Source organism: Mycolicibacterium holsaticum DSM 44478 = JCM 12374, from assembly GCF_019645835.1.
GTDB classification, from domain to species: domain Bacteria; phylum Actinomycetota; class Actinomycetes; order Mycobacteriales; family Mycobacteriaceae; genus Mycobacterium; species Mycobacterium holsaticum.
This window is the reverse complement of the sequence record NZ_CP080998.1, coordinates 3,252,385-3,277,183: the sequence shown is the minus strand read 5'-3', so window position 1 is coordinate 3,277,183 and position 24,799 is coordinate 3,252,385. Positions and strand designations below refer to the sequence as shown.

At 66.0% G+C, this 24,799-nt stretch carries 30 protein-coding genes; 8 read left to right on the top strand and 22 right to left on the bottom strand.

Annotated features, from left to right (window positions below):
* Positions 1–27 precede the first annotated feature (27 nt).
* Positions 28–537 carry an amino-acid N-acetyltransferase gene (locus tag K3U96_RS15870; RefSeq protein WP_069406399.1) on the bottom strand — a complete coding sequence of 170 codons (510 nt, stop codon included), beginning with the start codon at positions 535–537 and terminating at the stop codon, positions 28–30.
* Between the two features lie 41 nt (positions 538–578).
* On the opposite strand from K3U96_RS15870, the gene pgsA reads away from it, so the two are divergent.
* The 4 genes from pgsA (at position 579) to pspM (ending at position 3,355) form a co-directional block, all read left to right on the top strand.
* Positions 579–1,166 carry a CDP-diacylglycerol--glycerol-3-phosphate 3-phosphatidyltransferase gene (gene pgsA / locus K3U96_RS15865; RefSeq protein WP_069406405.1) on the top strand — a complete coding sequence of 196 codons (588 nt, stop codon included), beginning with the start codon at positions 579–581 and terminating at the stop codon, positions 1,164–1,166.
* 98 nt (positions 1,167–1,264) lie between these two features.
* Positions 1,265–1,591: a transcriptional regulator ClgR gene (clgR, locus tag K3U96_RS15860; RefSeq protein ID WP_069406398.1), complete on the top strand. Its 327-nt coding sequence runs from the start codon at positions 1,265–1,267 to the stop codon at positions 1,589–1,591.
* Between the two features lie 105 nt (positions 1,592–1,696).
* Positions 1,697–2,506 carry a phage shock protein PspA gene (gene pspA, locus K3U96_RS15855; protein WP_069406397.1) on the top strand — a complete coding sequence of 270 codons (810 nt, stop codon included), beginning with the start codon at positions 1,697–1,699 and terminating at the stop codon, positions 2,504–2,506.
* A gap of 30 nt (positions 2,507–2,536) precedes the next feature.
* Entirely contained in the window at positions 2,537–3,355 is an 819-nt protein-coding gene (gene pspM, locus K3U96_RS15850) for a phage shock envelope stress response protein PspM (RefSeq protein ID WP_069406396.1), read from the top strand.
* Between the two features lie 4 nt (positions 3,356–3,359).
* On the opposite strand, the gene K3U96_RS15845 is transcribed toward pspM, so the two are convergent.
* Together K3U96_RS15845 and K3U96_RS15840 are read right to left on the bottom strand one after the other, a co-directional pair.
* Positions 3,360–3,776 (bottom strand): DUF5313 domain-containing protein, encoded by a 417-nt coding sequence (locus K3U96_RS15845; RefSeq protein ID WP_069406395.1) that lies wholly within the window; start codon positions 3,774–3,776, stop codon positions 3,360–3,362.
* 28 nt (positions 3,777–3,804) lie between these two features.
* Positions 3,805–4,245, bottom strand: coding sequence for a limonene-1,2-epoxide hydrolase family protein (locus K3U96_RS15840; RefSeq protein WP_220690332.1), 441 nt, complete (start codon positions 4,243–4,245; stop codon positions 3,805–3,807).
* Between the two features lie 42 nt (positions 4,246–4,287).
* Here K3U96_RS15840 and K3U96_RS15835 point away from each other — a divergent pair, with 42 nt between their 5' ends.
* Together K3U96_RS15835 and K3U96_RS15830 are read left to right on the top strand one after the other, a co-directional pair.
* Positions 4,288–5,451 carry a glycosyltransferase gene (locus K3U96_RS15835; protein ID WP_220690331.1) on the top strand — a complete coding sequence of 388 codons (1,164 nt, stop codon included), beginning with the start codon at positions 4,288–4,290 and terminating at the stop codon, positions 5,449–5,451.
* A gap of 9 nt (positions 5,452–5,460) precedes the next feature.
* Positions 5,461–5,655 carry a DUF3046 domain-containing protein gene (locus K3U96_RS15830; RefSeq protein ID WP_069406392.1) on the top strand — a complete coding sequence of 65 codons (195 nt, stop codon included), beginning with the start codon at positions 5,461–5,463 and terminating at the stop codon, positions 5,653–5,655.
* Positions 5,656–5,740: 85 nt separating this feature from the next.
* On the opposite strand, the gene K3U96_RS15825 is transcribed toward K3U96_RS15830, so the two are convergent.
* The 19 genes from K3U96_RS15825 to hypA all read right to left on the bottom strand — a co-directional run bounded on the left by K3U96_RS15825 (position 5,741) and on the right by hypA (position 21,596).
* Positions 5,741–6,031 carry a hypothetical protein gene (locus tag K3U96_RS15825; protein WP_220690330.1) on the bottom strand — a complete coding sequence of 97 codons (291 nt, stop codon included), beginning with the start codon at positions 6,029–6,031 and terminating at the stop codon, positions 5,741–5,743.
* 58 nt (positions 6,032–6,089) lie between these two features.
* Complete coding sequence (gene hypD, locus K3U96_RS15820) at positions 6,090–7,217, bottom strand: hydrogenase formation protein HypD (protein ID WP_220690329.1); 1,128 nt, start codon at positions 7,215–7,217, stop codon at positions 6,090–6,092.
* Between the two features lies 1 nt (position 7,218).
* Positions 7,219–7,500, bottom strand: a complete 282-nt coding sequence (locus tag K3U96_RS15815) for a HypC/HybG/HupF family hydrogenase formation chaperone (RefSeq protein WP_220690328.1) — start codon at positions 7,498–7,500, stop codon at positions 7,219–7,221.
* 24 nt (positions 7,501–7,524) lie between these two features.
* Entirely contained in the window at positions 7,525–8,631 is a 1,107-nt protein-coding gene (gene hypE, locus K3U96_RS15810; protein WP_230982163.1) for a hydrogenase expression/formation protein HypE, read from the bottom strand.
* Positions 8,628–9,302 (bottom strand): D-sedoheptulose-7-phosphate isomerase, encoded by a 675-nt coding sequence (locus K3U96_RS15805; protein WP_220690327.1) that lies wholly within the window; start codon positions 9,300–9,302, stop codon positions 8,628–8,630. The genes hypE and K3U96_RS15805 overlap by 4 nt, the downstream gene beginning before the upstream one ends.
* Positions 9,299–10,042, bottom strand: coding sequence for a hydrogenase assembly protein HupF (locus K3U96_RS15800; RefSeq protein ID WP_220690326.1), 744 nt, complete (start codon positions 10,040–10,042; stop codon positions 9,299–9,301). The genes K3U96_RS15805 and K3U96_RS15800 overlap by 4 nt, the downstream gene beginning before the upstream one ends.
* A complete protein-coding gene (locus tag K3U96_RS15795; RefSeq protein ID WP_220690325.1) occupies positions 10,039–10,758 on the bottom strand; it encodes a DUF6390 family protein in 720 nt (239 codons plus the stop codon). Before K3U96_RS15795 ends, K3U96_RS15800 begins: the two co-directional genes overlap by 4 nt.
* Positions 10,755–13,031 carry a carbamoyltransferase HypF gene (gene hypF, locus K3U96_RS15790; RefSeq protein ID WP_220690324.1) on the bottom strand — a complete coding sequence of 759 codons (2,277 nt, stop codon included), beginning with the start codon at positions 13,029–13,031 and terminating at the stop codon, positions 10,755–10,757. The genes K3U96_RS15795 and hypF overlap by 4 nt, the downstream gene beginning before the upstream one ends.
* Complete coding sequence (locus K3U96_RS15785) at positions 13,028–13,282, bottom strand: HypC/HybG/HupF family hydrogenase formation chaperone (protein WP_220690323.1); 255 nt, start codon at positions 13,280–13,282, stop codon at positions 13,028–13,030. The genes hypF and K3U96_RS15785 overlap by 4 nt, the downstream gene beginning before the upstream one ends.
* 4 nt (positions 13,283–13,286) lie before the next feature.
* Positions 13,287–13,781, bottom strand: coding sequence for a hydrogenase maturation protease (locus K3U96_RS15780; RefSeq protein WP_372515033.1), 495 nt, complete (start codon positions 13,779–13,781; stop codon positions 13,287–13,289).
* A 4-nt stretch (positions 13,782–13,785) separates the two neighbouring features.
* On the bottom strand, positions 13,786–13,905 hold the full coding sequence (locus K3U96_RS27205; RefSeq protein ID WP_372515032.1) for a DUF6893 family small protein: 120 nt from the start codon (positions 13,903–13,905) through the stop codon (positions 13,786–13,788).
* Complete coding sequence (locus K3U96_RS15775; protein WP_220690321.1) at positions 13,896–15,215, bottom strand: hypothetical protein; 1,320 nt, start codon at positions 15,213–15,215, stop codon at positions 13,896–13,898. Before K3U96_RS15775 ends, K3U96_RS27205 begins: the two co-directional genes overlap by 10 nt.
* A complete protein-coding gene (locus K3U96_RS15770; protein ID WP_220690320.1) occupies positions 15,212–15,856 on the bottom strand; it encodes a DUF6084 family protein in 645 nt (214 codons plus the stop codon). The genes K3U96_RS15775 and K3U96_RS15770 overlap by 4 nt, the downstream gene beginning before the upstream one ends.
* Entirely contained in the window at positions 15,853–16,497 is a 645-nt protein-coding gene (locus tag K3U96_RS15765; protein WP_220690319.1) for a DUF5947 family protein, read from the bottom strand. The genes K3U96_RS15770 and K3U96_RS15765 overlap by 4 nt, the downstream gene beginning before the upstream one ends.
* Positions 16,498–17,397 carry a NifU-related iron-sulfur-binding protein gene (locus K3U96_RS15760; protein ID WP_220690318.1) on the bottom strand — a complete coding sequence of 300 codons (900 nt, stop codon included), beginning with the start codon at positions 17,395–17,397 and terminating at the stop codon, positions 16,498–16,500.
* Between the two features lie 3 nt (positions 17,398–17,400).
* A complete protein-coding gene (locus K3U96_RS15755; RefSeq protein ID WP_220690317.1) occupies positions 17,401–19,197 on the bottom strand; it encodes a nickel-dependent hydrogenase large subunit in 1,797 nt (598 codons plus the stop codon).
* Positions 19,198–19,284: 87 nt separating this feature from the next.
* On the bottom strand, positions 19,285–20,340 hold the full coding sequence (locus tag K3U96_RS15750; RefSeq protein ID WP_220690316.1) for an NADH-quinone oxidoreductase subunit B family protein: 1,056 nt from the start codon (positions 20,338–20,340) through the stop codon (positions 19,285–19,287).
* Between the two features lie 123 nt (positions 20,341–20,463).
* Complete coding sequence (gene hypB / locus K3U96_RS15745; RefSeq protein WP_220693546.1) at positions 20,464–21,264, bottom strand: hydrogenase nickel incorporation protein HypB; 801 nt, start codon at positions 21,262–21,264, stop codon at positions 20,464–20,466.
* A 2-nt stretch (positions 21,265–21,266) separates the two neighbouring features.
* Entirely contained in the window at positions 21,267–21,596 is a 330-nt protein-coding gene (hypA, locus tag K3U96_RS15740; RefSeq protein ID WP_220690315.1) for a hydrogenase maturation nickel metallochaperone HypA, read from the bottom strand.
* Between the two features lie 344 nt (positions 21,597–21,940).
* Here hypA and recA point away from each other — a divergent pair, with 344 nt between their 5' ends.
* Together recA and recX are read left to right on the top strand one after the other, a co-directional pair.
* On the top strand, positions 21,941–24,304 hold the full coding sequence (gene recA / locus K3U96_RS15735; RefSeq protein WP_220690314.1) for an intein-containing recombinase RecA: 2,364 nt from the start codon (positions 21,941–21,943) through the stop codon (positions 24,302–24,304).
* A complete protein-coding gene (gene recX / locus K3U96_RS15730; RefSeq protein ID WP_220693545.1) occupies positions 24,273–24,794 on the top strand; it encodes a recombination regulator RecX in 522 nt (173 codons plus the stop codon). The genes recA and recX overlap by 32 nt, the downstream gene beginning before the upstream one ends.
* Positions 24,795–24,799: the final 5 nt, after the last annotated feature.

Sequence of the window (24,799 nt, the reverse complement as noted above, 5' to 3'; positions counted from 1 at the left end):
CAGCGCAACAAAACGCACACAAATCGCCTAGAGCGTCAACAGCATGCGCGTGTTGCCCAGGATGTTGGGCTTGACGTAGGACAGGTCGAGGAACTCCGCGACGCCGGTGTCATAGGAGCGGCACATCTCCTCGTAGACCTCCGCGGTGACCGGGGTGCCGTCGATCTCGGCGAAGCCGTGCTTGCTGAAGAACTCCACTTCGAAGGTGAGCACGAAGATGCGCTCCAGGCGCAGCTCCCTGGCCACCTCCAGCAGCTGGTCGACGATCGCGTGGCCGATGCCGCGGCTTTTGACCTTGGGATGTACCGCCACGGTGCGCACCTCGCCGAGATCGGACCACAGCACGTGAAGCGCTCCGCAGCCGATCAGCTCGCCGCCCAGTTCGGCCACCCAAAACTCCTGGACCGCCTCGTAGAGCGTCACCAGGTTCTTCTCCAGCAAGATCTTGCCGGCGTAGATGTCCACCAACCCTTTTATCGCGGGCACGTCCGACGTCCGGGCCCGCCGCACGACGACCCGATCGGAATCTGCGCTCACACTGGGAGAGTATCGGTTTGAGCAACCGATATTCTGTGGCGGTGCCGGGCCAACCTCATACTGATCCGCTGGTTCCGCGCGCCCGGGTCGCCAACATCGCAAACGTGCTCACCGGCGTGCGCATGGCGTTGGTCCCGGTCTTCCTGGTGGTGCTGTTTGTCGGTGACGGCCATGAAACCTTCTGGCGGATAGCCGCATTCGTGGTGTTCACCGTCGCGGTGATCACCGACCGCTTCGACGGCGCGTTGGCGCGCAGCTACGGCATGGTCACCGAGTTCGGCACCCTGGCCGACCCGATCGCCGACAAGGCGCTGATCGGCGCCGCGCTGATCGGGCTGTCGATGCTGGGGGATCTGCCGTGGTGGATCACCGTGGTGATCCTGGTGCGTGAGGTCGGGATCACGGTGCTGCGGTTCGCCGTGCTGCGCCACGGCGTGATCCCCGCCAGCCGCGGCGGCAAGCTGAAGACGTTCGTGCAGGGGGTGGCGATCGGGCTGTTCATCCTGCCCCTTTCCGGCGGCTGGCTGGCCGGGGCGTGGGTGGTGATGTGGGCGGCGGTGGTGTTGACGGTGGTCACCGGCTTCGACTACGTCATCTCCGCGGTCAGGGATTCCCGCGCGCGGCCCTGAAATCTGACAGTTGATCTGCGTCATCGGGAACCATCCCGGCGGTGCATAGCGTTGCTTAGGGAGAACCCCCCGCGACTCGAGTTGGTTAGGAGAGCACGATGACGGCATTGCTGCGCGAGGTGATCGGCGACGTGCTGCGTCGTGCCCGTATTGAGCAGGGTCGCACGCTGCGCGAAGTGTCGGACTCCGCCCGCGTGAGCCTGGGCTACCTGTCCGAGGTGGAGCGCGGCCGCAAGGAAGCCTCCAGTGAACTGCTCAACGCCATCTGCGGTGCCCTGGACATCCCGTTGTCCCGGGTGCTCTCGGATGCCGGCGAGGAGATGGAACGCGAAGAACTCGCCGCGTTCACCGGTGCGGGTGCGGCCAACATCGACGCCAGCACCAAAGTCGTCATTCCCCAGGTCGTGTCGATGGCGGTGGCCTGAGCCGGTTCTGGGTGTGGTGATCGGTGCTGACCCGATAGATTGGGCAGCACGGTGACCCGGGGCGCCGAGTCCGAGAAAACCACAGACACGAAGGCGGAATGATTCATGGCCAATCCGTTCGTCAAGGCGTGGCGCTACCTGATGGCGCTGTTCAGCTCCAAGGTCGACGAGTACGCCGATCCGAAGGTGCAGATTCAGCAGGCCATCGAGGAGGCCCAGCGGCAGCACCAGGCGTTGACCCAGCAGGCTGCGCAGGTCATCGGTAACCAACGGCAGCTGGAGATGCGGCTCAATCGCCAGCTCGCCGATATCGAGAAGCTGCAGGTGAACGTGCGGCAGGCGCTGACGCTGGCCGATCAGGCCACCGCGGCCGGTGACGCCGCCAAGGCCACCGAATACAACAACGCCGCCGAGGCGTTCGCCGCACAGCTGGTGACCGCCGAACAGAGCGTCGAGGACCTCAAGGGCCTGCACGACCAGGCCCTGCAGGCGGCCGGGCAGGCCAAGAAGGCCGTCGAGCAGAACGCGATGATGCTGCAGCAGAAGATCGGCGAACGCACCAAGCTGCTGTCGCAGCTCGAGCAGGCCAAGATGCAGGAGCAGGTGAGCGCGTCGCTGCAGTCGATGAGCGAGCTCGCCGCGCCGGGTGCCACCCCGAGCCTCGACGAGGTGCGGCAGAAGATCGAACGCCGCTACGCCAACGCCATGGGTTCGGCCGAGCTGGCGCAGAACTCGGTGCAGGGCCGGATGCTCGAGGTGCAGCAGGCCAGCGTGCAGATGGCCGGCCATTCCCGGCTGGAGCAGATCCGGGCCTCGATGCGCGGTGAGCAACTGCCGGCCGGTGGCACGGCGACGCCCGCGCCGGCGCAGCCCGCCGGCGATCAGGTGACGCCGGAAAACCCGTTGTCTCAATAACGTTTAGTAAGCACAGTCGTAGGAAGCACAGTGAACGCACGCGCGAGTCGGCCGGAGGCCTGGCGGTCGTTGATGCAGCGCGGCGTCGACACCGCCGCCGAGTGGTCTGACGTGCTGGCCGAAAAGCTCAACGCCGCATCCGATCCGCGCGCCAAACTGCTGCGCAAGCGGCGCTGGGCGTTGCGTCTGACGGTGTTCTTCACCGTGTCGTGTGTGTTCTGGATCGGCGTCACCGGGCTGCTGGCCTCGTGGAGCACCCCGGTGTGGGCGCTGTTCATCCCGGCGCCCATCGCCGCGGGCGCGGCGTTCCTGGCGACGCTGAGCTTCCTGCGGTATCGGTGGCTGCGACGCGAGCCGTTGCCGCCGCGGCGATCTCGCGGGGCGCGTCGGCTGCCGCCGTGGGGTTCGGCGGCCCGGCAGCCGATGGCCGCGTTGGCCGCCTCCGAGCGCGGGCTGTTCTCGCTGCTCGGTGTCATGGAGCGCGGGCGGATGCTGCCGCCTGACGAACTGCGCGAACTGAGCACCGCGGCCGATCAGACCGCCGCGACGATGGCGGCCACCGCCACCGAGGTGGTGTCGATGGAGCGGGCCGTTCGGGCGGCGCCGCAGTCACGTGCGCACCTGGCTCCCACCATCGGCGCGTACACCGCGCAACTGCACCACGGGTCGCGGCAGTACGACGAAATGGTCAACGCCGCAGCGCAATTGGTCTCCGCGGTGAACGCCGGACCGATGTCGAGCTCACCGATGTCCCAACAGCGGTACCGCGACGAACTGTCCAATGCCACCGACCGGCTGCTGGGCTGGGCGCAGGCGTTCGACGAGTTGGGCCAGCTGCGCGGCGCTTAGCCGCTCAGATGTCGTGTGAACTCGGCGGGCCCGAGCGTGGGCCGTAGCGTTCGATGTACGCCTGGTGCAGGTGCGCCTTTTTCTGGCGGGGGATTTCGTCGACCAGGCTGGGGTCCAGGCCGTGCTTGGCCAGCATGTGACGGCGCCACACCTTGTTGAGGGCGTGCGAGAAATAGACGAACGGGATGAGGATCGGCAACGTCATCGACAAGTGCACGACCAACGTCGTCGGGATCAACCAGAACGGCGCCATCACCAGGAACGCGGGAATGAAGACGCGGACCATCATCCGGATCGTCGCGCCCTCGCCCGCCAGGTCGTTTCGCACCCATTCGCGCATCGAGTCGGGCAGCCGACGACCGTAGCTGTACCCGATGTACTCCCAGAGGTTGGGTCGGGTTCGGGGGGTTGTGGTAGTCATATCGACCACCGATGCTACTCCCGGCGATCTACATTCTCGGACGCAGCGAGGGGAACACCGTGGCGATCAGACCGCGCACCGTGCCCTTGAGGAAGTCCAGCGTGTCGAAGTAATCGCGCCACAAGGTGATGCGCCCGCCGTGCACCTCGAAGGCGCCGCACACCCAGAACTGAATGCGGATCGGGCCGAACACCAACGCGTCGGTGCGCTCGGTCAGCACGGCGTTGCCTTCTGCGGCGATGCGGTGGATCTTCACCTCGAAGCCCAGCCGGCCTTGGCCGCGGCGCATCAAGCCGACGATGCGCTCCCGGCCGCGGATGGTGGGATATCCGACGTTCTGCCACTCGATCCCGTCGGCGAGCAACCTGTCAACGGAGTCGAAGTCCTCGTCCTGCAGCGCGTAGAGGAAGGTCTCCACCGCGCGCACGTTGTCGAGGTCAGTTCTCAGTGCGGCAGCCTGGTCGGTCATGCTCGCCAGCCTAGTGCGCAGGCCCTGTGGCAGGGTAGGCCAATGCGCGTCGCGGTGGTGGCCGGACCCGATCCCGGGCACGCATTTCCGGCGATCGCGCTGTGCCTTCGTTTTTTGGATAGCGGGGATTCGCCGACGCTGTTGACCGGCAAAGAATGGCTGGACACCGCGCGGGCCGCCGGGGTGGACGCCGTCCAACTGCTCGGGCTTGACCCCACCGACCTCGACGACGACGCCGACGCCGGCGCGAAGATCAACCGGCGCGCGGCCCGGATGGCCGTACAGAACGCGCCGCAGGTGCGCGCGCTGGCCCCGGATCTGGTGGTGTCGGACGTGATCACGGTCGCCGGCGGCTTCTGCGCCGAACTGCTGGACCTGCCGTGGATCGAGCTGAACCCGCACCCGCTGTACCGGCCGTCGAAGGGGCTGCCGCCGGTGGGCAGCGGGCTGGCGCCGGGGGTCGGCGTGCGCGGCCGGCTGCGCGACACGGTGATGCGCGCGCTGAGCGCCCGGTCGTGGCGCGAAGGGCTGCGGCAGCGGGCGGCGGCGCGCGCCGACATTGGTCTGCCCACATCGGATCCGGGGCCACTGCGTCGGCTCATCGCCACCCTGCCTGCGTTGGAGGTGCCCCGTCCCGACTGGCCTGCCGAAGCGGTGCTGGTGGGGCCACTGCACTTCGAGCCGACGTCCTCGGTGTTGAGGGTTCCGCCCGGTTCGGGTCCGGTGGTGGTGGTCGCACCGTCGACCGCGACGACTGGCACCCGCGGTGTGGCGGAGGTGGCGCTGGAGGCGTTGCGGCCGGGGGAGGCGCTGCCGCAGGGCGCGCGGCTGGTGGTGTCGCGACTGGGCGGACCCGACGTTCCGGTGCCTCCGTGGGCGGTCGTGGGTCTGGGCCGCCAGGACGAGTTGCTGGCCCGTGCTGACCTGGTGATCTGCGGCGGCGGGCACGGCATGGTGGCCAAAGCGCTGCTGGCCGGGGTGCCACTGGTGGTGGTGCCCGGCGGTGGTGACCAGTGGGAGATCGCCAATCGTGTTGTGCGACAAGGCAGTGCACAGCTGGTGCGGCCGCTGACCGCGGATGCGTTGGCCTCGGCGGTCGGCGAGGTGTTGTCATCGCCGCGCTATCGGGAAGCCGCGCGCAGAGCCGGCGCCTCGGTGGCCGACGTCGACGATCCGGTACAGGTGTGCCATAACGCGCTCACGTAGATTGGATCCGTGCGGTTGACCGAATTTCACGAACTCGTCGAGCAACAGTTCGGCCCCGTTCGGGGCGCGTCGATCATCGTCGACCACGTGCTGAGCGGGCTGGGCAGTCGCACCTCGGTACAGGCCATCGAGGCCGGTGTCGACCCGCGCGACGTCTGGCGCGCACTGTGCGCGGACTTCGACGTCCCGCGTGATCAGTGGTGAGCTGTGTTACCCGCTGCATCGTTCAGGGCTAGCGTTTCCGCTCGCCGCGGCCAGTGCCGGGCGTATCGCCCGGCGACGGAGCCTTCTAGTCGGCATCGGTGACGGGCTTCACCGCGCCACCGGTCCGTTCCGCGCCCCCGTCTTCGCTGCCGGCCGGCTTTGCCGAGCTTTGACGCCCCTCGTACGGCGGTACTGCCGACTCGACGTCGCGTGGCGGTTCGTTGGTGAAGCTCGTTTCGAAGTCCGGCCTTTCGTCACTTCCGTATGCGGGAACGGACTCGTCACCCTGGTATTCACCCGACGGGCGATCCGCAGGTCCTCCCGATGGCACGTCCGAACCGGTGTCTCGCGATCCCTTTTCTTCCGGCTCTGTCATGACTATCACTCCTCACCCTTGCCGCATGGGCTGCGGCGACGCTCTCGACGGGTTCTCGCTATCCGCGGCGGCCGAGCACCAGCGCTGTTTCCCGGTGCAACCGGCCGAAGTTGTAGTAAGCGGCGCAGGCGCCCTCGGCAGACACCATGCAGGTACCGATCGGGGTCTCCGGTGTGCACGCGGTGCCGAATACCTTGCATTCCCACGGCTTGATCACCCCCTTGAGGACCTCGCCGCACTGGCACGCCTTGGGGTCGGCGACCCGCACGCCGGGCATCTCGAACGTAGCCTCGGCGTCGAACTCCGCGTAGTCGCGGTGAACCTTGAGCGCGCTCTGCGAGATGAACCCCAGACCTCGCCATTCGAAATGTGGACGCAGTTCGAACGTCTCGGCCATCAGCTTCAACGCCTGAGTGTTGCCTTCGGGACGTACCACCCGGGTGTACTGGTTTTCCACCTCACAACGTCCCTGCCGGATCTGCGCCAGCAGCATGTGCACCGACGCGAGGATGTCGAGCGGCTCGAATCCGGCCACCACCATCGGCTTGCCGTACACGTCGGGTACGAAGCGATACGGGCGCAGGCCCACCACCGTCGATACGTGTCCGGGCCCGAGAAACCCCGACAGTCGCAGATCGGGCGATTCGAGGATGGCCTTGATCGGCGGAACGATGGTGACGTGGTTGCAGAACACGCTGAAGTTCTTCACGCCTAACGCACGTGCGCGCACCAACGTCACGGCGGTCGACGGCGCGGTGGTTTCGAACCCGACGGCGAAGAACACCACGCGCCGGCCAGGATTGTCGACGGCCAGCTTGAGCGCGTCGAGTGGGGAGTAGACGAACCGTACGTCGGCGCCGCGCGCCTTGGCCGCGATGAGGGTGCCGTTGGACCCCGGTACGCGCATCATGTCGCCGAACGTCGTGAAGATGATGCCGGGCTGTTCGGCCAGCCACATCGCGTCATCGATCCGGCCCATCGGGATGACACACACCGGGCATCCCGGTCCGTGCACCAGTTCGACGGACTGGGGCAGCAGGTGCTCGATGCCGTGCCGGTAGATGGTGTGGGTGTGGCCGCCGCACACCTCCATGAACTTGAAGTCGTCGCCGCCGGCAAGCTCGGTGATCGACTTGACCAGGGCGCGTGCCGCCGCCGGGTCTCGGAATTCGTCGACAAACCTCATATCAAGCCTCCCAAGTGATTTCAGACGAAGTGAAAGCTTCCATTTCGGTCACGTAGTCGGCGCCCATCTTCTGCACCTGGTCGAGAGTCATCGCAGCCTCGCGTTTGTCGATCTTGGCCATCGCGAACCCGACGTGTACCAGCACCCAGTCACCGACGCGCAAGTTGTCGTCGGCCAGCAGCCGCACGCTGATGTTGCGGCGCACGCCGTTGACGTCGACCTTGGCCAGGGACTGCTCGGCGTCGACGATGTCGACCACCTGACCGGGAATGCCCAGACACATCAGCTTCTCCCTCCGGTTGTCTGTTCAGCAGATTCGCGGCAGCGGGTCGCCGACGAGCATGTCGACGATCCGGCTGCCGCCGAAAGATGTTCGCAGCGCCACGATTCCGGGCGGCTCGGGCACGATCTCGCCGACGACGGCCGCCGCGGCCCCCTGCGGGTGTGCGCGTAACGCGGCGACGGCCGCCTCGGCTTCCCGCGCGGGTACGACGGCGACGAACTTGCCCTCGTTGGCCACGTACAGCGGGTCGATGCCGAGCATGTCGCACGCGCCGAGCACCAGCGGCGCAACGGGAATCCGGTCCTCGTCGAGGATCAGCGCGAACGGGCGGTCCTTGACAAGTTCGTTGACCACCGTGCCGACGCCGCCGCGGGTGGCGTCGCGCATCCACCGCGTCGACGGTGCCGCCGCCAACAGGATCTCCACCAGTTCGTGCACGGGCGCGGTGTCAGAGGCGATGTCGGCGTCGATGGCCAGATCGCCGCGCGCCAGCATGACCGCCATGCCGTGTTCACCGATGGTTCCCGAAAGCAGCACGCTGTCACCGGGTTGCACAAGCTCACGGGAAAGCCTTCTGTCCGCCGGAATCACACCGACACCGGTCGTGCACACGTAGACGCCGTCCGCGGCGCCCTTGCCGACCACCTTGGTGTCGCCGGTGACGATCTGCACACCGGCCGCCGCCGCCGCTTCGCTCATGTCGGCGACGATGTCGCGCAGTTCGGCAATCGCAAAACCCTCTTCGATGACGAAGGCCGCGGACAGCCACTGCGGCCGCGCGCCCGACACCGCGAGGTCGTTGATGGTGCCATGCACCGCGACGTGACCGATGGAGCCACCCGGAAAGCGTCGCGGCGACACGACATACGAATCGGTGGAGAACGCCAGCCGCTCACCGGAGGCGGTACGCAGGGTGGCGGCGTCACCGAGCTGTTCGAGTTCGTCATTGCGGAACGCCTCGAGGAACACCGCGTCGACGAGCGCCGCCGACGACTTGCCGCCCGCGCCGTGCGCGAGCGTCACCACGTCGTCGAGCAGGCGCGGTCGGCGCTGCCGTTGTCTGTCGATGCGTTCGAGCGCCCGGTCCTCGCGCTCGGCGGCACTCATTGCGCTGTTGACGGTGCCGGTCATCGTGTGTGCGCTCCATTGCGGGGACGGGCCAAGTGTTCTTGGGCGACGGACCAGAGCCGGTAACCGAGCATGGCCTGGCTTTCCTGGATGCGGTGGATGCTCTGTGAATGGACGGTGAAGCAGTAGTCCAGATCCTCTGCGCCGGCCATCCGCCCGCCGTCGTGGCCGGAAAACCCGATCGTCAGCAGACCGCGCTGCTCGGCCTCGGTGATGGCCGTCATCAGGTCCTCCGAATTGCCCGAGGTCGACAATGCGATCCCGATGTCCTGCTCGCGGGCGTGGGCGATGATCTGGCGCTTGAAGATCAGCTCGAACCCGACATCGTTGCCCAGCGCGGTGACCACGGCGTTGTCGGCGGCCAGGGACCACGCCGCCACCGGACGCCCCCGGGCCGGCCGGCTGAACAGCGATGCCAGCGTCGCGGCGTCGGTGGAGCTGCCACCGTTTCCGAAGGTGTACAGCCGCCCGCCGCGACGAAATCGGTCGGCCATCTCGGTGCCTGCCGCGGTCAGTGCACCGTCGTATTCGGCCAGCGATTCGCCTTGCAGCCGCGCGCTTTCGGCGGCCTTACCGCGCGCCGAGGTGCTCAGGTCCTCCAGAAGACTGGCGGCGTCGGTCTCTTCGGATTCGATGAATGGATACAGGAAGCCGGTACTTTCAGGCTCGGTCATCGGGTCACCTCCTGACCGACGTGGTCGAGGCGCGAGATGGCCGCGCCGGCGTGGATGAGTACAAGGTCGTTGGCCGCGACGCCACCGAGCAGCGTGACGTCCACCCATTGCTCGCCCTCGGCCGTGCGCACGAGCGCTTGATCGGTCTCGGCTGTGGGTTCGAGCAGCACCTCGGCCACCAAACCCTGGTCGCTGCAGGTGATGCAGACGTCGTCGGTGCAGTCGGCGGATTTCAGCAGCCCGGAATGTTCGAAGCAGACGTGGGTGAGCTCCCAGAGCAGGTGATACATCAACACGAACGTCCCGGTGGCCGGCAGCATCGGATCGTCTGAGTCGATCCACAGGATGTGGTTGGCACCACCGGCTTTCGGACGCGGGCCAGAGCCGATCCACAGGGTCAGCACGCCCCACGCCCGGGCGCGGCGCATCGCGTCGACGACGGCCGGTTCGTCCGCGGACGCGACCGCGATCAGCAGATCGCCGGGTCGGCTGGCCACCCGGGCCTGTGCCACCGGATCGGGTTCGACGAGGGCGACCGACGGCAGCGCCCGCTTGCCCATGATCACCGGATGTACGAACTCGACGGCAACGTGGTGAGCGTGCGGTTCCCACTGCGGCGAGATGACCCAGAGCGTGGCGCCGTGGTGGAAGCGCCGGGCCATGTCCAGTGCGGCCGCCGCCAGATCAGCAGACAGTTCGGTATCGATGTAAGACCCACCCGGTCGTGCGGTGACGATCATGGGTGAACTCCTTGGTCGGCAAGCGAATTGACAAGTTGCAGCGTTGCGCGGGTCGCGGCCTCGAGTGCGGCACAGTCGGTGTCGGTGAGTGTTGCGCACACCCAGTCCCAGTGCGCCGAGACGACGGTCCCCGGCATCGGTGCAGGCACCAGCGACACGTCACCCTTCGCCCAGTGCAGGGTCTCGGTCTGCAGTGTACCGAGCACCAGGCTGCCGTCGTGGAACTGCAGTGGGTGCGATGAGATCACCGCGCACTGATCGTCGACGGATTCGACGGTGCCCCAGCGGATGCGACAGCTCTGCATGACGCGCACCGCGGTGGCCGCGTCACGGCTGACGAAGCGTACCCACGGATAGACCGCAAAGACGTGGAAGCTGTGATGCGCCAACACGTCGGAGCTGGGGGAGACCTCGTCGAGCAGGCCGGTGAGCTGGCCCGTGAACGCCGAACGCAGCCGGGCGAGCAGGTCGGCTGGATCCACCTTGTACAGCGCCGGACCGCCGACCCAGTAGCTGTCGACCACCTCCTCGTCAAGCGCATCGCAGCCGACGGCTTCGGAGATGGCTCGCAAATACGGCCAGGCCCCGTCGAACTCCGCGGCGTGCGAGCCGAGCCCGGACGTACCGCCACCGTCTGCCGGACCGCAATAGCCCAGTTCGTTCGGTGGGTAGGCATACCGACCGAAGAGTGTCTGGCCCGCCGTCAACCCAGTCATCCCGAATTTCCCACCAGCAACTGGCCCAGCGCGATGCCACCGTCGTTCGGCGGCACCCGCTGATGGGTGATGACCTCGAAGCCCTTGGCTTGCAGTCCCGTTAGCGCAAGCGTCAGCAGCATCGCGTTCTGGAACACCCCGCCCGACAGCGCCACCGTTGAAGACGTCTCCCGTTCAGCACACGCGATCCGCACGATCACCTCCGCGACGGCACGATGGAACCGGGCGCCGATGATTCCGTCCGCTACCCCGGCACGTCGGTCGGCAACCACCGCCCGAAGGACCGGCGCCGGATCGACCACGCCGTCATGCGTGGCGAACACGTAAGCGCCCGTGCCGCCGCCGTCGCCACGGGACAGGCCCTCCAGCTCGATCGCCGCCTGCGCCTCGTAGGCGACCACCTGGCGCACCCCGGCCAGCGCCGACACTGCGTCGAACAGGCGACCGAAGCTCGACGTGGGGACGCAGCCGAAGCCCGTTTCGAGATGGCGGGCCAGCACTTTTCGTTCGTCGGGCGGACAGGCGGCGACGGGCGCTAAATCGGCATCCCACGCGATACCCGCGGCCCACAGGTGCGTGAGCGCCATTCGGTATGGGCGCAGCACGCTGACGTCGCCGCCGGCCAACGGGACGTACTTCAGGTGGGCCAGGCGTTGAAAGCCTTTGTAGCCGGTGAGCAGGACCTCACCACCCCATACCGCGCCGTCGGTGCCGTACCCCGTTCCGTCGAACGCGAAGCCGAGCACCTGTGCGGAGTCGTCCAGGCCGTGTTCGGCCATCACTGCGGCGATATGCGCGTGGTGGTGTTGGACCGTGCGGACCGGCCGGTGCGCGGCGTTGCGGTTGGCCCACTGCGTCGACCGGTACAGCGGGTGGGCGTCGGCGACCAACACCTGTGGTGTGACCGCGGTGAGCGCCTGCAGGTGCTGCTGGGCGGAGTCGAAGGCGGACAACGTTGCCAAATCGTCCATGTCGCCGATGTGCTGACTGAGCCACGCGTATTTGCCGTCGGCGACCGCCATCGTGTTCTTCAGGTCGGCGCCGACGGCCAGGGTCGGAGGTACCGGAACGGGCAATGCGATTGGCAGCGGCGCATATCCGCGCGAGCGCCGGATCGGAACCTCGCGGCCGGCCACCGCGCGTAGAACGGAGTCGTCGCAGGGCGCCAGGATCGCGCGGTCGTGCATCAGCCAACCGTCGGCGAGATGCGAAAGCCGGTCGAGCGCATCGTCGTCGGCGAAACAGATCGGCTCGCCGGCCAGGTTCCCGGAGGTCATCACCAGCACTGCCGGCCCCGGCGCGTCGCCGGGCAACCCGAACAACAACGGGTGCAACGGTGCGTAGGCGAGCAGCACGCCCAGATCCGGATTGTGTGGTGCGACAGCGTCGGCCACGGGCGCTTCGGTCCGTCGCGGCATCAGCACGATCGGGCGCTGGGGACCCGACAGCATCCGCGCCGACGCGTCGTCCACCTCAGCGATGTACCGGGCGGTGGCCAGATCGGGCACCATGACGGCAAACGGTTTGTCGCCGCGACGTTTTCGTAACCGAAGCTCGGCGACGGCGCCGGCGTTTCCCGCGTCGCAGGCGAGGTGGTAGCCGCCGATGCCCTTGACTGCCAGCACGCCGCCGTCACGCAGCAATTCCCGGGCCGCCCGCAGCCCGGCTTCACCGCTTGACAGCCGGCCGGATCCGTCTCGATAGGTCAGCGTGGGTCCGCAGTTCGGACAGCAGATCGGTTGGGCGTGGAACCTGCGGTCGCCGGGATCGTGGTATGCGCGGGCACATTCCGGGCACATCTCGAACGCGGCCATCGTGGTGGACGCGCGGTCGTACGGCAGCGCGCCGATGATCGTGAAGCGGGGGCCGCAGTTCGTGCAGTTGATGAACGCGTGCCGGTAGCGCCGGTCGGCGGGGTCGGCCTGTTCGGCGGCGCACTGCGCGCACATGGCGACATCGGGTGAGGTCAGGGTGCGGCCGCCATCGGTGCGCGACGTGTCGGCGATGACGAATCCGGTACCGCCGACGAGCGGGATCGGCCGGGTTTCAACGGATTCGATCACCGCCAGCGGCGGAGGCCGGTCGCGCAGCCGTCCCAGGAAGTCCTCGACGTCACCGGCGTCGCCCTCGACTTCGATGACGGCCCCGGAACTGTCGTTGCGCACACAGCCGGTGAGGCTCAGTGCCGCCGCGCACGAGTACACGAACGGCCGAAGGCCCACCCCCTGCACCACCCCGTGCACGTCGACACGCAGCCGGACCCTGCTGGTCATCGCGGATCCTCGACGTCGTGACCCCTGCCCATCAACTCCAGCCCCGACATCGCCGCGTCGGCACCGGCCTTGTCGGTCTTCTCGACGACGAAGCCCATGTGGATGATCACCCAGTCCCCGGCGCCGAAGGTTTCCTCCGGGAGCATTCCGACGTTGACTTTGCGCTGCTCGCCTGCCACGTCGACGAGGGCGAGTTGATCGCCGTAGCCGTCCAGCATGTGCACGACCTGCCCCGGTATTCCCAGGCACATGGGTTCAGCCTCCCCTCACCACGGACCGCGCGCAGAGCTCGGCGACGGCGTCGACGACGGCCTGCACCGCACCGGCAACGGCCGCCTCGACGACCTCGGACAGGCCGATGCCCTCGTCGACGTTGGCTGCCTCGCAACCGATCACCACGGTGTCGGGCGGGGCGCCGCCCAGCGCGGTGAGGCTGGCGAACACCGCTTGCGGATCCATCGCGTGTGCGTCCAGACCCGAATCGGCGGTGAGGGCGTCATGATCCGCCGTGAAGACGTGCAACGTGCCCGGGGAGCCCCGGTTCGGGACGGCGTCGACGAGCACCAGTGCCTCGTACCCGTCCAGCAGGTCATACGCCAGATGCACGCCGCGGATCCCGTAGTCCACGACCCGAACCCCCGGCGCTGCGAGCGCCTCGGGGACGCGGCGGATCACCTCGGAGCCGAACCCGTCGTCGCCGAGGAAGATGTTGCCGATCCCGGCGACCAGAATTCCGCGGTGTGTCGGCACCCGACTACATCTGCCGGATCTTGAGGTAGCGCTTCGCATCCGGGATCGACCTCAGGCCGAGCACTGCCGCTCCGAGCACGACGGCGGCGGCAACACCGACGGCGACCCAACCCACTACTTCCATTTCGAACTCCCTTCCAGCGGTTCGACTTCATCGGGGGCGAAGTACAGATAACGGCCGTACCACTCGTGCATGTCGGCAGCCGGATCGTCCTCCAGCACGACACCGATGTGCTGGTCGCCGTCGACGTCCTCGTGCACGGTCGTGACGCGCGCGATCTTGCCGACGTAGAACAGGTCCTGTGCGTCGGCCCGGCGCGTCGGCCGAAGTCTGACCCGGCTACCCCGCGCCACCGGTGCTCCGTTGACCAGGATGGCATCCCGCTCGGGCCGTACCGCATTGTCCGCCTGTGGATCCCACCAGTCGACACCCGCGGGCACCTCGGGAACCAAATCTGCGTGCGGATCACGCAGCACACCGTGCAGGTCGAGCATCGCCTCGGGTGACATCGAGTCACAGCGGTCGATGATCCGGGCGGCCAGCGGGTCGGTGGCGCGGGCCTGCGCCTTTTCGTCCTCGGTCATCGTCATAACCCGAAGAGTGAGGATCTCGTCGATCTCGGTGGAGTCGTAGAGCGCACCATTGCTCTGTTCGGCGATCTGCGGGTGGTCGTAGAGGATGATCGGCGATGCCAACACCAAGGTGTGATCGCCTGGGCGGCCGGCCAGTACGGGAAAGCATCGATGCTGCCGACACCGTGCCACGGCACCGGCGGCCGTGTCCGGTGGCTCCAGCAGCGACACGAACTCGCCGTCGGTGACTTCGATGAGCAGGTGGGTGCCGATCAGCGAGGTGGCGATCGCGTCGTCCTTATCGGTGGCGGGTGATCCGGTGTTGCGTACCTCGAATGTGAGCCGCAGCAGGTCGTCGTCGGGCTCCGCGAATATCGAGAGCAGACCGTGCAACTGCTGCCGGGTGCGGACCAGCCTGCCGCCGTCAACGATTTCCACGTCGCGACCGGCAGGCACCGAGATGTCGATCGTGCGGGGCAGGCTCGGAGCGGGGAAGCGGTCGACGGCGACCTCGCGCTCGACGGCCTCGTCCCAGCTCAGCCACGTCTGAGTGCCTGCAGTGAGTTCCTCGACCGGTTCGAATCGGCCGCCACCCAGATCGCGTTCGGTGCCGCGGTGTTGCAGTTGCAGGAAGCGGGCCACCCCCGATATCCACGGGACGCCCTGCGGGTTCACCAGGACCTGTGCGCGAAGTGAGCCGTCCTCACCGATGTCCGCGTCCGCGGCACCCGACGGCCCGAGCACGCCGAACTGCCAGCGCGACTGGTTTTTTCGCGAACTGGCTCGATACGGGTAGAGCAGGTAGCCCTCGTAGAGCACGGCGTCGGCGACGGCACGGGCGCGGTCCCCGTTGACGGTCATGGGAGCTCCCCGGCCGCGGGCACCGTCAGCAGCGACGTGATCGCGTCGTCGAATCCGAGCAGGCCGCGCGCGTTGCGGTATGCGCTCAGCGCGTCGATGGTCTCACGGTCGAGCCGTAGCCAGTCGGTGTTCGGAAAGTGCTGCCGGATCAGGTCACGCCACACGGTCACCGGCATGTCGTAGCGTTCGTCGCGGTCCCAGGGCACCTGTTGGACGGCGAAGCCGCGACTGCCTGCGGTGAAAAGGGTTCCGCTGAACAAGAACTGCAGCGGAATGGCGCCGTCGCGCAGCGCGTGTAGGTACTTGGCGGCTGCCACCTCGAAGTCATACGTGCACTCGAGGGAAAGCTCGATGTGGGTGCCGCCGGTGAAGCTGGGCACCATCGCGGTGGCGTGCTGCCACAGGAAGGAGTGCTGCGTGGCGGCCCAGCGCTCCCGCGGTCCGAACAGATCCATCAGACCGGCAGCCTCATCGTCGGTATACGCCCTGCGCGACGGTTCGATGCGGACCTGACATTTCAGTGCGATTGCATGCACCGGCTCCTCGGCGACCGAGGCGATGCCGATGCGCGCCATCAGAATCGGCGTTACCGCGTAGGGTTCCGGTGCGACGTCGAGGACGGCGAACGTGACGTCATTCATGCCGGGTCCACGATTCTGCCGCGGGCATCGAGCATTTCGAAGAACTCGTTGATGTAAGTGCGGACGTCTTGTCCGCCGTCGAAGCCGCGCCACATCATGCGCAGCCGGCCGACGAACTCGTAGCAGGCGTCGATCGGCAACAGATACGCCAGCGGGCGGCTGCTTTCGTCGTCGGGCACACGGATGAGAAGCGCCTCGGTGTCGTCGACGAGTGTGTCCACCCGAGGGTCGCTGGTGCGAATGTCGTCCCACGCCTGCAGATCGAGTTCAGATTCGGTGGCCCCCGCCGGCCCGGGGTAGAACGCGACCGTGCGGTCCAGCGCCGAGTTGTGGAAGAAGAACGCCAGCCCAACGGGGATCTGCAGAACATCCCACCCAAGGCGGTCGAGCCCGAAATCCCCGAATGTCAGGTAGCGGTCCGGAACAGCCCGGTAACGCAGATCGGCATGGGTATCGGTGAACAGCAGATAGCAGCCGCGGCAGACACACATCAACTGGCGGCCGTCGAGATTGACCACATGTTGGTGTTCGTCGGCGATGACCTCCGAGCACATCTCGCACCGCTCGCCCGCCGGTTGCGGCACCGCTCGGTTGGCGCGGATGCGCGCCAATACGTCTGTGACATTGCCGATACCGTCCATCTACGCCACCTCTTGCGGGATGGCCATCGCCAACACACCGTCGCGTACCAGTACGGGAATCGGCTCGAGGCGGCCGTCTCCGCCGAGCCCGGCGCCGGCGCGGACGACGTCGAAACCGGCGCCGCAGCTCGGGCACCGCAGCACCACGCCACTCAGCTGTGCGCCGGCCAATGTGGCTGTGCAATGCGGACATCGATCACGGTAGGCATAAACGTTCCCGCCCAGCCGACAGACCAGTACCGTCGCGCCCATCACTCGGAACCCACCGATTTCGCCGTCTGACAGTTCGGCCAGCTCGGGAACCGGCTGCCACGCGGTCGGCTGGTGCAGGCGGCTCATCAACGCTTCGGCGGGAATGACACGCCGGCTGGAGTCCTCCTCGGAGGCAACGACTTCGATTGATTCGACTTCGGGCGCGGCCGCTCGCACTGCGTCCTCCACCGCCAACTCCAACGTGTCCGAAGATGAGGGACAACTCTTGCAACTACCCTGGAACTGGAGGCGAACCGTGTAGCCGCCGAGGCCGTCGTCGACACCGAGCAGCGCGACGTCGCCGCCGTGCGAACCCAGGTAGGGCCGCACGCTGTCCAAGGCTTGCGCCACCCGGCGCTCGACAGCGTGCGGGTGTAACCCGTGCACCAACAACAGGCTGGCGACCAGGTCGTCGGCCGCCAACCGGCCGGCAACTTCCGGCTGTGCGGCACTCACCACGGCCATCATCCGTTCGAGCGCCGCCCCGTAGAGGTCGGTGACCTCACGGACCAACTGCTCGGCGCGTTCCCGCGCAACCGCACCGCCCGAAGACGACGCTTGGAGCAAGGTTTGAATCCGATCGCCCGCCGTGCGCCACTGCGCGTCGTCCTGGATTTCGTCCGGGTCTGGCAGTGTCGGCGGGGCCATTTTCTATTCCCCGGTGACGGACTGGGTGGGGGAGTGTAGGAGGTCCAGGCTCTTCCCCTTGCCCAGGTACATGTGCACGCCGCACGGCAGACACGGGTCGAAACTGCGGACCGTGCGCATGATGTCGATGCCCTTGAAGTGCTCCCTGCCGTTCTCCTCGAAGATGGGCTGGCCCTGCACCGCATCCTCATACGGTCCTGGGGTGCCGTAGGCGTCGCGGGGGCTGGCGTTCCACGGGGTGGGCGGATAGGGGTGGTAGTTGGCGATCTTTCCGTCCCGGATAACCATGTGATGGCTCAGCACGCCGCGGACCGCTTCGGTGAACCCGCAGCCGATACCCTCGTCGGGCACGTCGAACTTTTCCCATGTCTTGGTTCGGTTGGCCCGGATCTCCACCAACGCCTTTTCGGCGAAATGCAGTGCGCACGCAGCCGCATAGGCCTGGAAGTATGTCCTGGCACGGTTGCGCTCAATGGTGTTGCTGCCGTACTGGGGCACTTTCCACTCGAGTTCGACGGGGCCCTTCAGTGCGGTCTTCGGCAGGTTGATCTGGACACTGTTACCCGTCGCCTTCACATAGCCGATGTCGACCAGGCCGGCCAGTGCCGTCGCCCACAGCCGAGCCAATGGACCACCTCCGGTGTCGAGCGCCAAGTGGTCCTGGCGGTCGAACCAGCGCGGCGACATCACCCAGGTGTACTTGTCCTCGAAGTCGCGCTTCTGCGGCTTCGGGTTGGTGTGCTGATTCCATGGGTGCCGCCGGTCCACCGGGTTTCCCAGCGGGTCGTTCTTGACGAACATCTCCTGGTCGTTCCAGTCGTCATAATACGAACTGCCCAACAGGATTCGGATACCGAGGTTGATGTCGACCAGCGACGTCGTCACGAGCTTCCCGTCGACCACGACACCGGGGGTGACGAACATCTTGCGACCCCAGTACTCCATGTCCTTATAGGCGAAGTTGCAAACCTCAGGGTCCTGGAACGAGCCCCAGCAGCCGAGCAAGGTCCGTCGCAGGCCTACCTGGTCGTAACCGGGCAACGCTTCGTAGAAGAAGTCGAAGAGGTCGTCGTGCATCGGCACGACCTTCTTCATGAACTCCACGTAACGCATCAGCCGGGTCATGTAGTCGGTCATCAGCTGAACCGTGGCGGTCGTGCCGATACCGCCGGGATACAGGGTCGACGGATGGACATGCCGGCCCTCCATGAGGCAGAACATCTCTCGTGTCGTTCGACTGACCTGCAACGCTTCGCGGTAGAACTCACCGGTGAACGGGTTGAGCGTCCGCATGATGTCGGCGATCGTGCGGTACCCGTGCATGTCGGCGTTCGGCGCTTGGGTGTTCTCGGCTTTGGCCAGCACGCTCGGGTTGGTCTCGGAGACCATCTTCTCGCAGTAGTCCACGCCGACCAGGTTCTCCTGAAAGATGTTGTGGTCGAACATGTATTCCGCGGCTTCGCCCAAGTTGATCAGCCACTCGCCGAGGTGCGGTGGCTTGACGCCGTAAGCCATGTTTTGCGCGTAGCACGAGCACGTGGCGTGGTTATCGCCGCAGATGCCGCAGATGCGGCTGGTGATGAAGTGGGCGTCACGCGGGTCTTTGCCCTTCATGAAGATCGAGTAGCCGCGAAAGATCGAGGACGTGCTGTGGCACTCGACGACCTCCCTGTTGTCGAAGTCGATCTTGGTGTAGATGCCGAGGCTGCCGACGATGCGGGTGATGGGATCCCATGCCATCTCCACGAGTTGGCCGGGATCGCGCTTCACGTGTGACGGTTCGGGGATGATCGTTGTCATCGAACTCTTCTCTTTCGTCTAATGAGCTGTCCTGCCGTGCTTTTCGACGCAAATAAGGGTTGTGCGGACTGCCGGCACAACCCGCACCTACCAGGTGCGGGTTGCTCCGGTCGTGAGTTTCGTACCCGGATGCCGCCACTTCGGTTCCTTGTCGAGTGTGCGGCCGGTGATTTGGCGCAAGTTCTTGATGACAGAGCCGTACAGACCCGATGCCGCAGTGGACACCTTGCCGCCCGGCGGTTCGTCCATGAACGGCATGAACTTGTCCGGGAAGCCGGGCATGGTGCACCCGATGCAGATGCCGCCGACATTCGGACAGCCGCCGATCCCGTTGATCCAGCCCCGCTTGGGCACGTTGCACTTGACGACGGGCCCCCAGCAGCCGAGCTTGACAATGCACTTCGGCGAGCCATACTCGGTCGCGAAATCACCCTGTTCGTAATAGCCGCCCCGGTCACACCCCTCGTGCACGGTGGCGCCGAACAGCCACTTGGGGCGAAGCGCATCATCCAGTGGGATCATCGGCGCCTGGTCGGTGGCCATGTACAGGAGATATGTGAGTGTCTCGGCGAAATTGTCCGGCTGGATCGGACAACCCGGTACACAGACGATCGGGATGTCGGCCTTGCTCTTCCAGTCCCATCCGAGATAGTCGGGTACGCCCATGGCTCCGGTCGGGTTACCCGCCATCGCATGGATACCGCCGTAGGTCGCGCAGGTTCCGGCCGCCACGATCGCCGTCGCCTTGGGTGCGAGGCGGTCCAGCCATTCGCTTGTCGTCATCGGTTGGCCGGTCGCGGGGTCGTTGCCGAACCCGCACCAGTAACCTTCGTCCTTGAGCTTCTCGTTCGGGATCGACCCTTCGACGACGAGGACGAACGGTTCCAGCTCGCCTCGATCGGCCTTGAAGAACCACTCAAGAAAATCGTCGGCACCCCCGTTCGGCCCGCACTCGAAATCGATCAGGGGCCAGTGGACGGCGACCTTGGGCAGACCGGGGAGGGCGCCGAGAGCGATCTCCTCGATAGTCGGTTGCGTCGCGGCAGTCAGCGCCACCGAATCGCCGTCACAACTCAAACCAGCATTGATCCACAGAATATGAATTAATGCCTCTTCCGCTTTGACTGCTGCCTCGATTGGCATGTGTCACAGCTTTCTGGGGGCCGGGCTGGGGCCCTCACGACCGGGAGCCGGGCAGTGGCTCCCTACGTCACCGGGACGTCGCGTCCTCTTCTTGACCGCTAATTTCTCGGTCTACTCCCGAGGTCATCTCTTGTCAACGGGTGATGGATGCATGATGCCGTTTGCGCGATTATCGATCCATTCGTACCACCGTGCGCTACCATCACCCGACGTCGCCGACATCGGCAATATCTCCGCGGCCGGGTTCACCGATCGCGAGTAGGCGCAACAACTTTCAAGATCAAAGTCGACGTACGGCATGAGATCGATCTTGTTGACGACCACCAGCCCGGCGGCGGCGAACATGTGCGGATACTTCAGCGGCTTGTCGGTGCCTTCGGTCACGGAGATGACGACGACTTTGCTGTGCTCACCCAGATCGAACAGCGCCGGGCAGACGAGGTTGCCGACGTTTTCGATGAAGAGGATCGACTCGGGTTCGGGGTCGAGGGTGTCCAGGGCGCGGCGCACCATCGCGGCATCGAGGTGGCAGCCGGCACCGGTGTTGACCTGGACGGCGCGCGCGCCCGTGGCTTTGATGCGCTCGGCGTCGAGCAGTGTCTCCTGGTCACCCTCGATGACGGCCACGGGGCGATCGCGGCCGAGGTGGCGGATGGTGCGCTCCAGTAGCGTCGTCTTGCCCGCGCCCGGTGAGCTGGTCAGATTCAACGCAAGAATGTTGCGTTCTGCCAGCCACTTGCGGTTGTCCTCGGCGAGCCGGTCGTTCTTCGCGAGCACCTTCTGCTCCAGGGAGATGGTCTCGGTATGAACGTGCCCGTTGTGTTCGTGGAGATGGGTGTGATCGTGCGGATGGGTGTGCTCATGCCCACGGCCCACCAAGGTGATGCGTGTTCCGTCATCGCCGCAGCCACATGTTGCGCACATGCTCAGCTCACTTCCATCGAGAGGATTTTCAGGTCCCGGCCGGCGACGACCTCGACATCGGCACTGCCGCAGGGGCACAACAGGATCAAGTCGGGCAGTACGAAGTTCTCACCGCATGTGCGACAGCGCGCCGACCCCGGCTGCACGTCGAGGTCCAGTCGGGCGCCGTCGGCGACGGTGCCCTCGGTGGCCAGTTCGAAGCAGAACTGCATCGAGTCGGGTATCACCGCGCACAGCGCGCCCACTTCCAGCCTGACGCTGTGCACTCGACGACCCGCGGCGTGTTCACACACCGCGTCGACGACACTCTGCGTTATCGCCATTTCGTGCATGTAGGCCCCGTCCGGCCGGGATGACCCCACGATAGGCCGCGAGAACCACCAGGGCGAGCCTTCGCCCTCCGCGCCGCGGGGACAGGGCCGACCTGCCCCATCTGCTCATTGCGTCCACGGCTGTAAGAAGGCCTGCGACCACAGCCGTGGACGCAATCTTGCGGAGTTAGCAGGTGGCATTAGAAATTCGGCGTGTCACGCTTGAGTCGAACAGGTGTTCGTCTATCGTGGGCTGTGTTCGACGGCTAGATGCTGGTCAGGCCGACTTGTCGGTGGCCGCCTCTAACGTCATGGCCAACTGATCGACACCGATCATCGAACACCCGACCAGGATGGAGACCACCATGGCACCGCAGGCCCCTGACCGCGAAAAAGCCCTCGAACTCGCGCTGGCCCAGATCGAGAAGAACCACGGCAAAGGCTCGGTGATGCGCCTCGGCGACGAGGTGCGCCAGCCGATTTCCGTCATTCCCACCGGCTCGATCGCCCTGGACGTGGCGCTCGGGCTCGGGGGGTTGCCCCGGGGCCGGGTCGTCGAGATCTACGGTCCGGAGTCCTCGGGTAAGACCACCGTTGCGCTGCACGCGGTCGCCAATGCCCAGGCCGCCGGCGGTATCGCGGCGTTCATTGACGCCGAGCATGCGCTGGACCCGGAGTACGCCAAGAAGCTCGGCGTGGACACCGACTCGCTGCTGGTGAGCCAGCCCGACACCGGTGAGCAGGCGCTGGAGATCGCCGACATGCTGATCCGATCGGGCGCACTGGACATCCTGGTCATCGACTCGGTGGCCGCGCTGGTGCCGCGGGCGGAGATCGAGGGCGAGATGGGCGACAGCCACGTCGGCCTGCAGGCCCGGCTGATGAGCCAGGCGTTGCGGAAAATAACTGGCGCACTGAGTAATTCGGGCACCACCGCGATCTTCATCAACCAGCTCCGGGAAAAAATCGGTGTGATGTTCGGCTCTCCTGAAACCACAACGGGCGGAAAGGCTTTGAAGTTCTACGCCTCGGTCCGCCTGGATGTCCGACGGATTGAGACCCTCAAGGATGGCACCGACGCGGTCGGCAACCGCACCCGCGTCAAGGTCGTCAAGAACAAGTGTCTGGCAGAAGGTACTCGGATTTTCGATCCGGTCACGGGTACCACGCATCGCATTGAGGACGTTGTCAACAGGCGTAAGCAAATTCACGTCGTGGCCGCAGCCAAGGACGGAACGCTGCATTCTCGGCCGGTGGTGTCCTGGTTCGACCAGGGAACGCAGGACGTCATCGGGTTGCGGATCGCTGGAGGCCCAACTGTTTGGGCAACACCTGATCACAAGGTGTTGACCGAGTATGGCTGGCGTCAGGCCGGTGAACTCCGCAAGGGAGACCGGGTCGCACAACCGCGGCGCTTCGACGGATTCGGCAACAGTGCTCCCATTTCGGGGGATCAAGCACGGCTGCTCGGTTATCTGATCGGCGACGGCTACGTGGGGGGTAAGACCCCGATCAACTTCATCAATGTTCAACAAGCGCTGATGGACGACGTGACGCGAATTGCTGCGACGCTCGGGTGCGCGGCCCATCCACAAGGGCGCATCTCACTTGCGATCACGCATCGGCCTGGTGAACGCAACGGTGTTCTGGAGCTTTGCCGACGAGCCGGTATTCATGGCAAGCTCGCGTGGGAGAAGACGATTCCGAACTGGTTCTTCGAACCGGATATCGCGGCCGATATCGTCGGCAATCTACTCTTCGGCCTACTCGAGAGCGACGGCTGGGTGAGCCGGGAACAAACTGGGGCACTTCGGGTGGGTTACACGACCACCTCCGAACAGCTTGCACACCAGATTCATTGGCTGCTAATGCGATTCGGTATCGTGAGCACCGTTCGAGATTACGACCCGACCCAACGGCGAGCGAGTATCGTCAACGGTCGACGGGTGCAGTCCAAGCGCCAGATATTCGAGGTCCGGATCTCGGGTATGGACAACGTCACCGCATTCGCGGATGCAGTTCCCATGTGGGGACCGCGTGGTACCGCTCTTGTCCAGGCGATGCCGGGCGCTATGCAGGGGCGGCGGCGCGGATCGCAGGCGACATATCTGGCCGCGGAGATGACCGATGCCGTGCTGAATTACCTTGAAGAGCGCGGCGTGACCACGCATGAAGCCGCAGCCATGATCGGTGAAGGTGCAGGCGACCCGCGTGGCGGGATGAAGCAGGTGCTCGGCGTGCCGCGTTTGCGGCGGGATCGTCTGCAGGCGCTTGCGGACACTCTGGATGACAAATTCCTGCACGATGTGCTGGCGGAAGAGCTCCGGTACTCCGTGATTCGAGAAGTGCTGCCGGTGCGTCGGGCACGGACATTCGACCTGGAGGTCGAGGAGCTGCACAACCTCGTCGCGGAAGGAGTTGTCGTGCACAACTGCTCGCCGCCCTTCAAACAGGCCGAGTTCGACATCCTCTACGGCAAGGGCATCAGCCGCGAAGGCTCGCTCATCGACATGGGTGTGGAGCAGGGCTTCATCCGCAAGTCCGGCTCCTGGTTCACCTACGAGGGTGAGCAGCTGGGTCAGGGCAAAGAGAACGCCCGCAACTTCCTGCTGGAGAACGTCGACGTGGCCAACGAGATCGAAAAGAAGATCAAGGAAAAGCTCGGCATAGGCGCCGTGATGACCGATGACTCGAACGATGATGTCCTGCCCGCCCCGGTCGACTTCTGAGGCCTCCCGCGAAGAGCAGGCGCACAACGTTTGTCTGCGCCTGCTCACCGTGCGGGCACGCACCCGCGCCGAGCTGGCGGCGCAGCTGACCAAACGCGGCTACCCCGATGACGTCCGTGACCGGGTACTGGATCGGCTCGCCGACGTCGGCCTTGTGGACGACGCCGACTTCGCCGAGCAGTGGGTACGGTCGCGGCGGCGCAACGCCGGAAAGGGCAAGCGCGCGTTGGCTGCCGAGTTGCGGAACAAGGGTGTGGACAACGAGGTGATCACCGCCGCGTTGGCTGACATTGACACCGGGGCGGAGCGGACGCGAGCCGAGGAACTGGTCCGGGCGAAGCTGCGGCGGGAGAGGCTCGACGACGGCGATGACGCCAAGGTGACGCGTAGGCTCGTCGGCATGCTGGCCCGTCGCGGTTATTACCAGACGATGGCTCTTGACGTCGTCAACATCGAGCTGGCCGCCGAGCACGAACGACGCCGGGTCTAGCATTT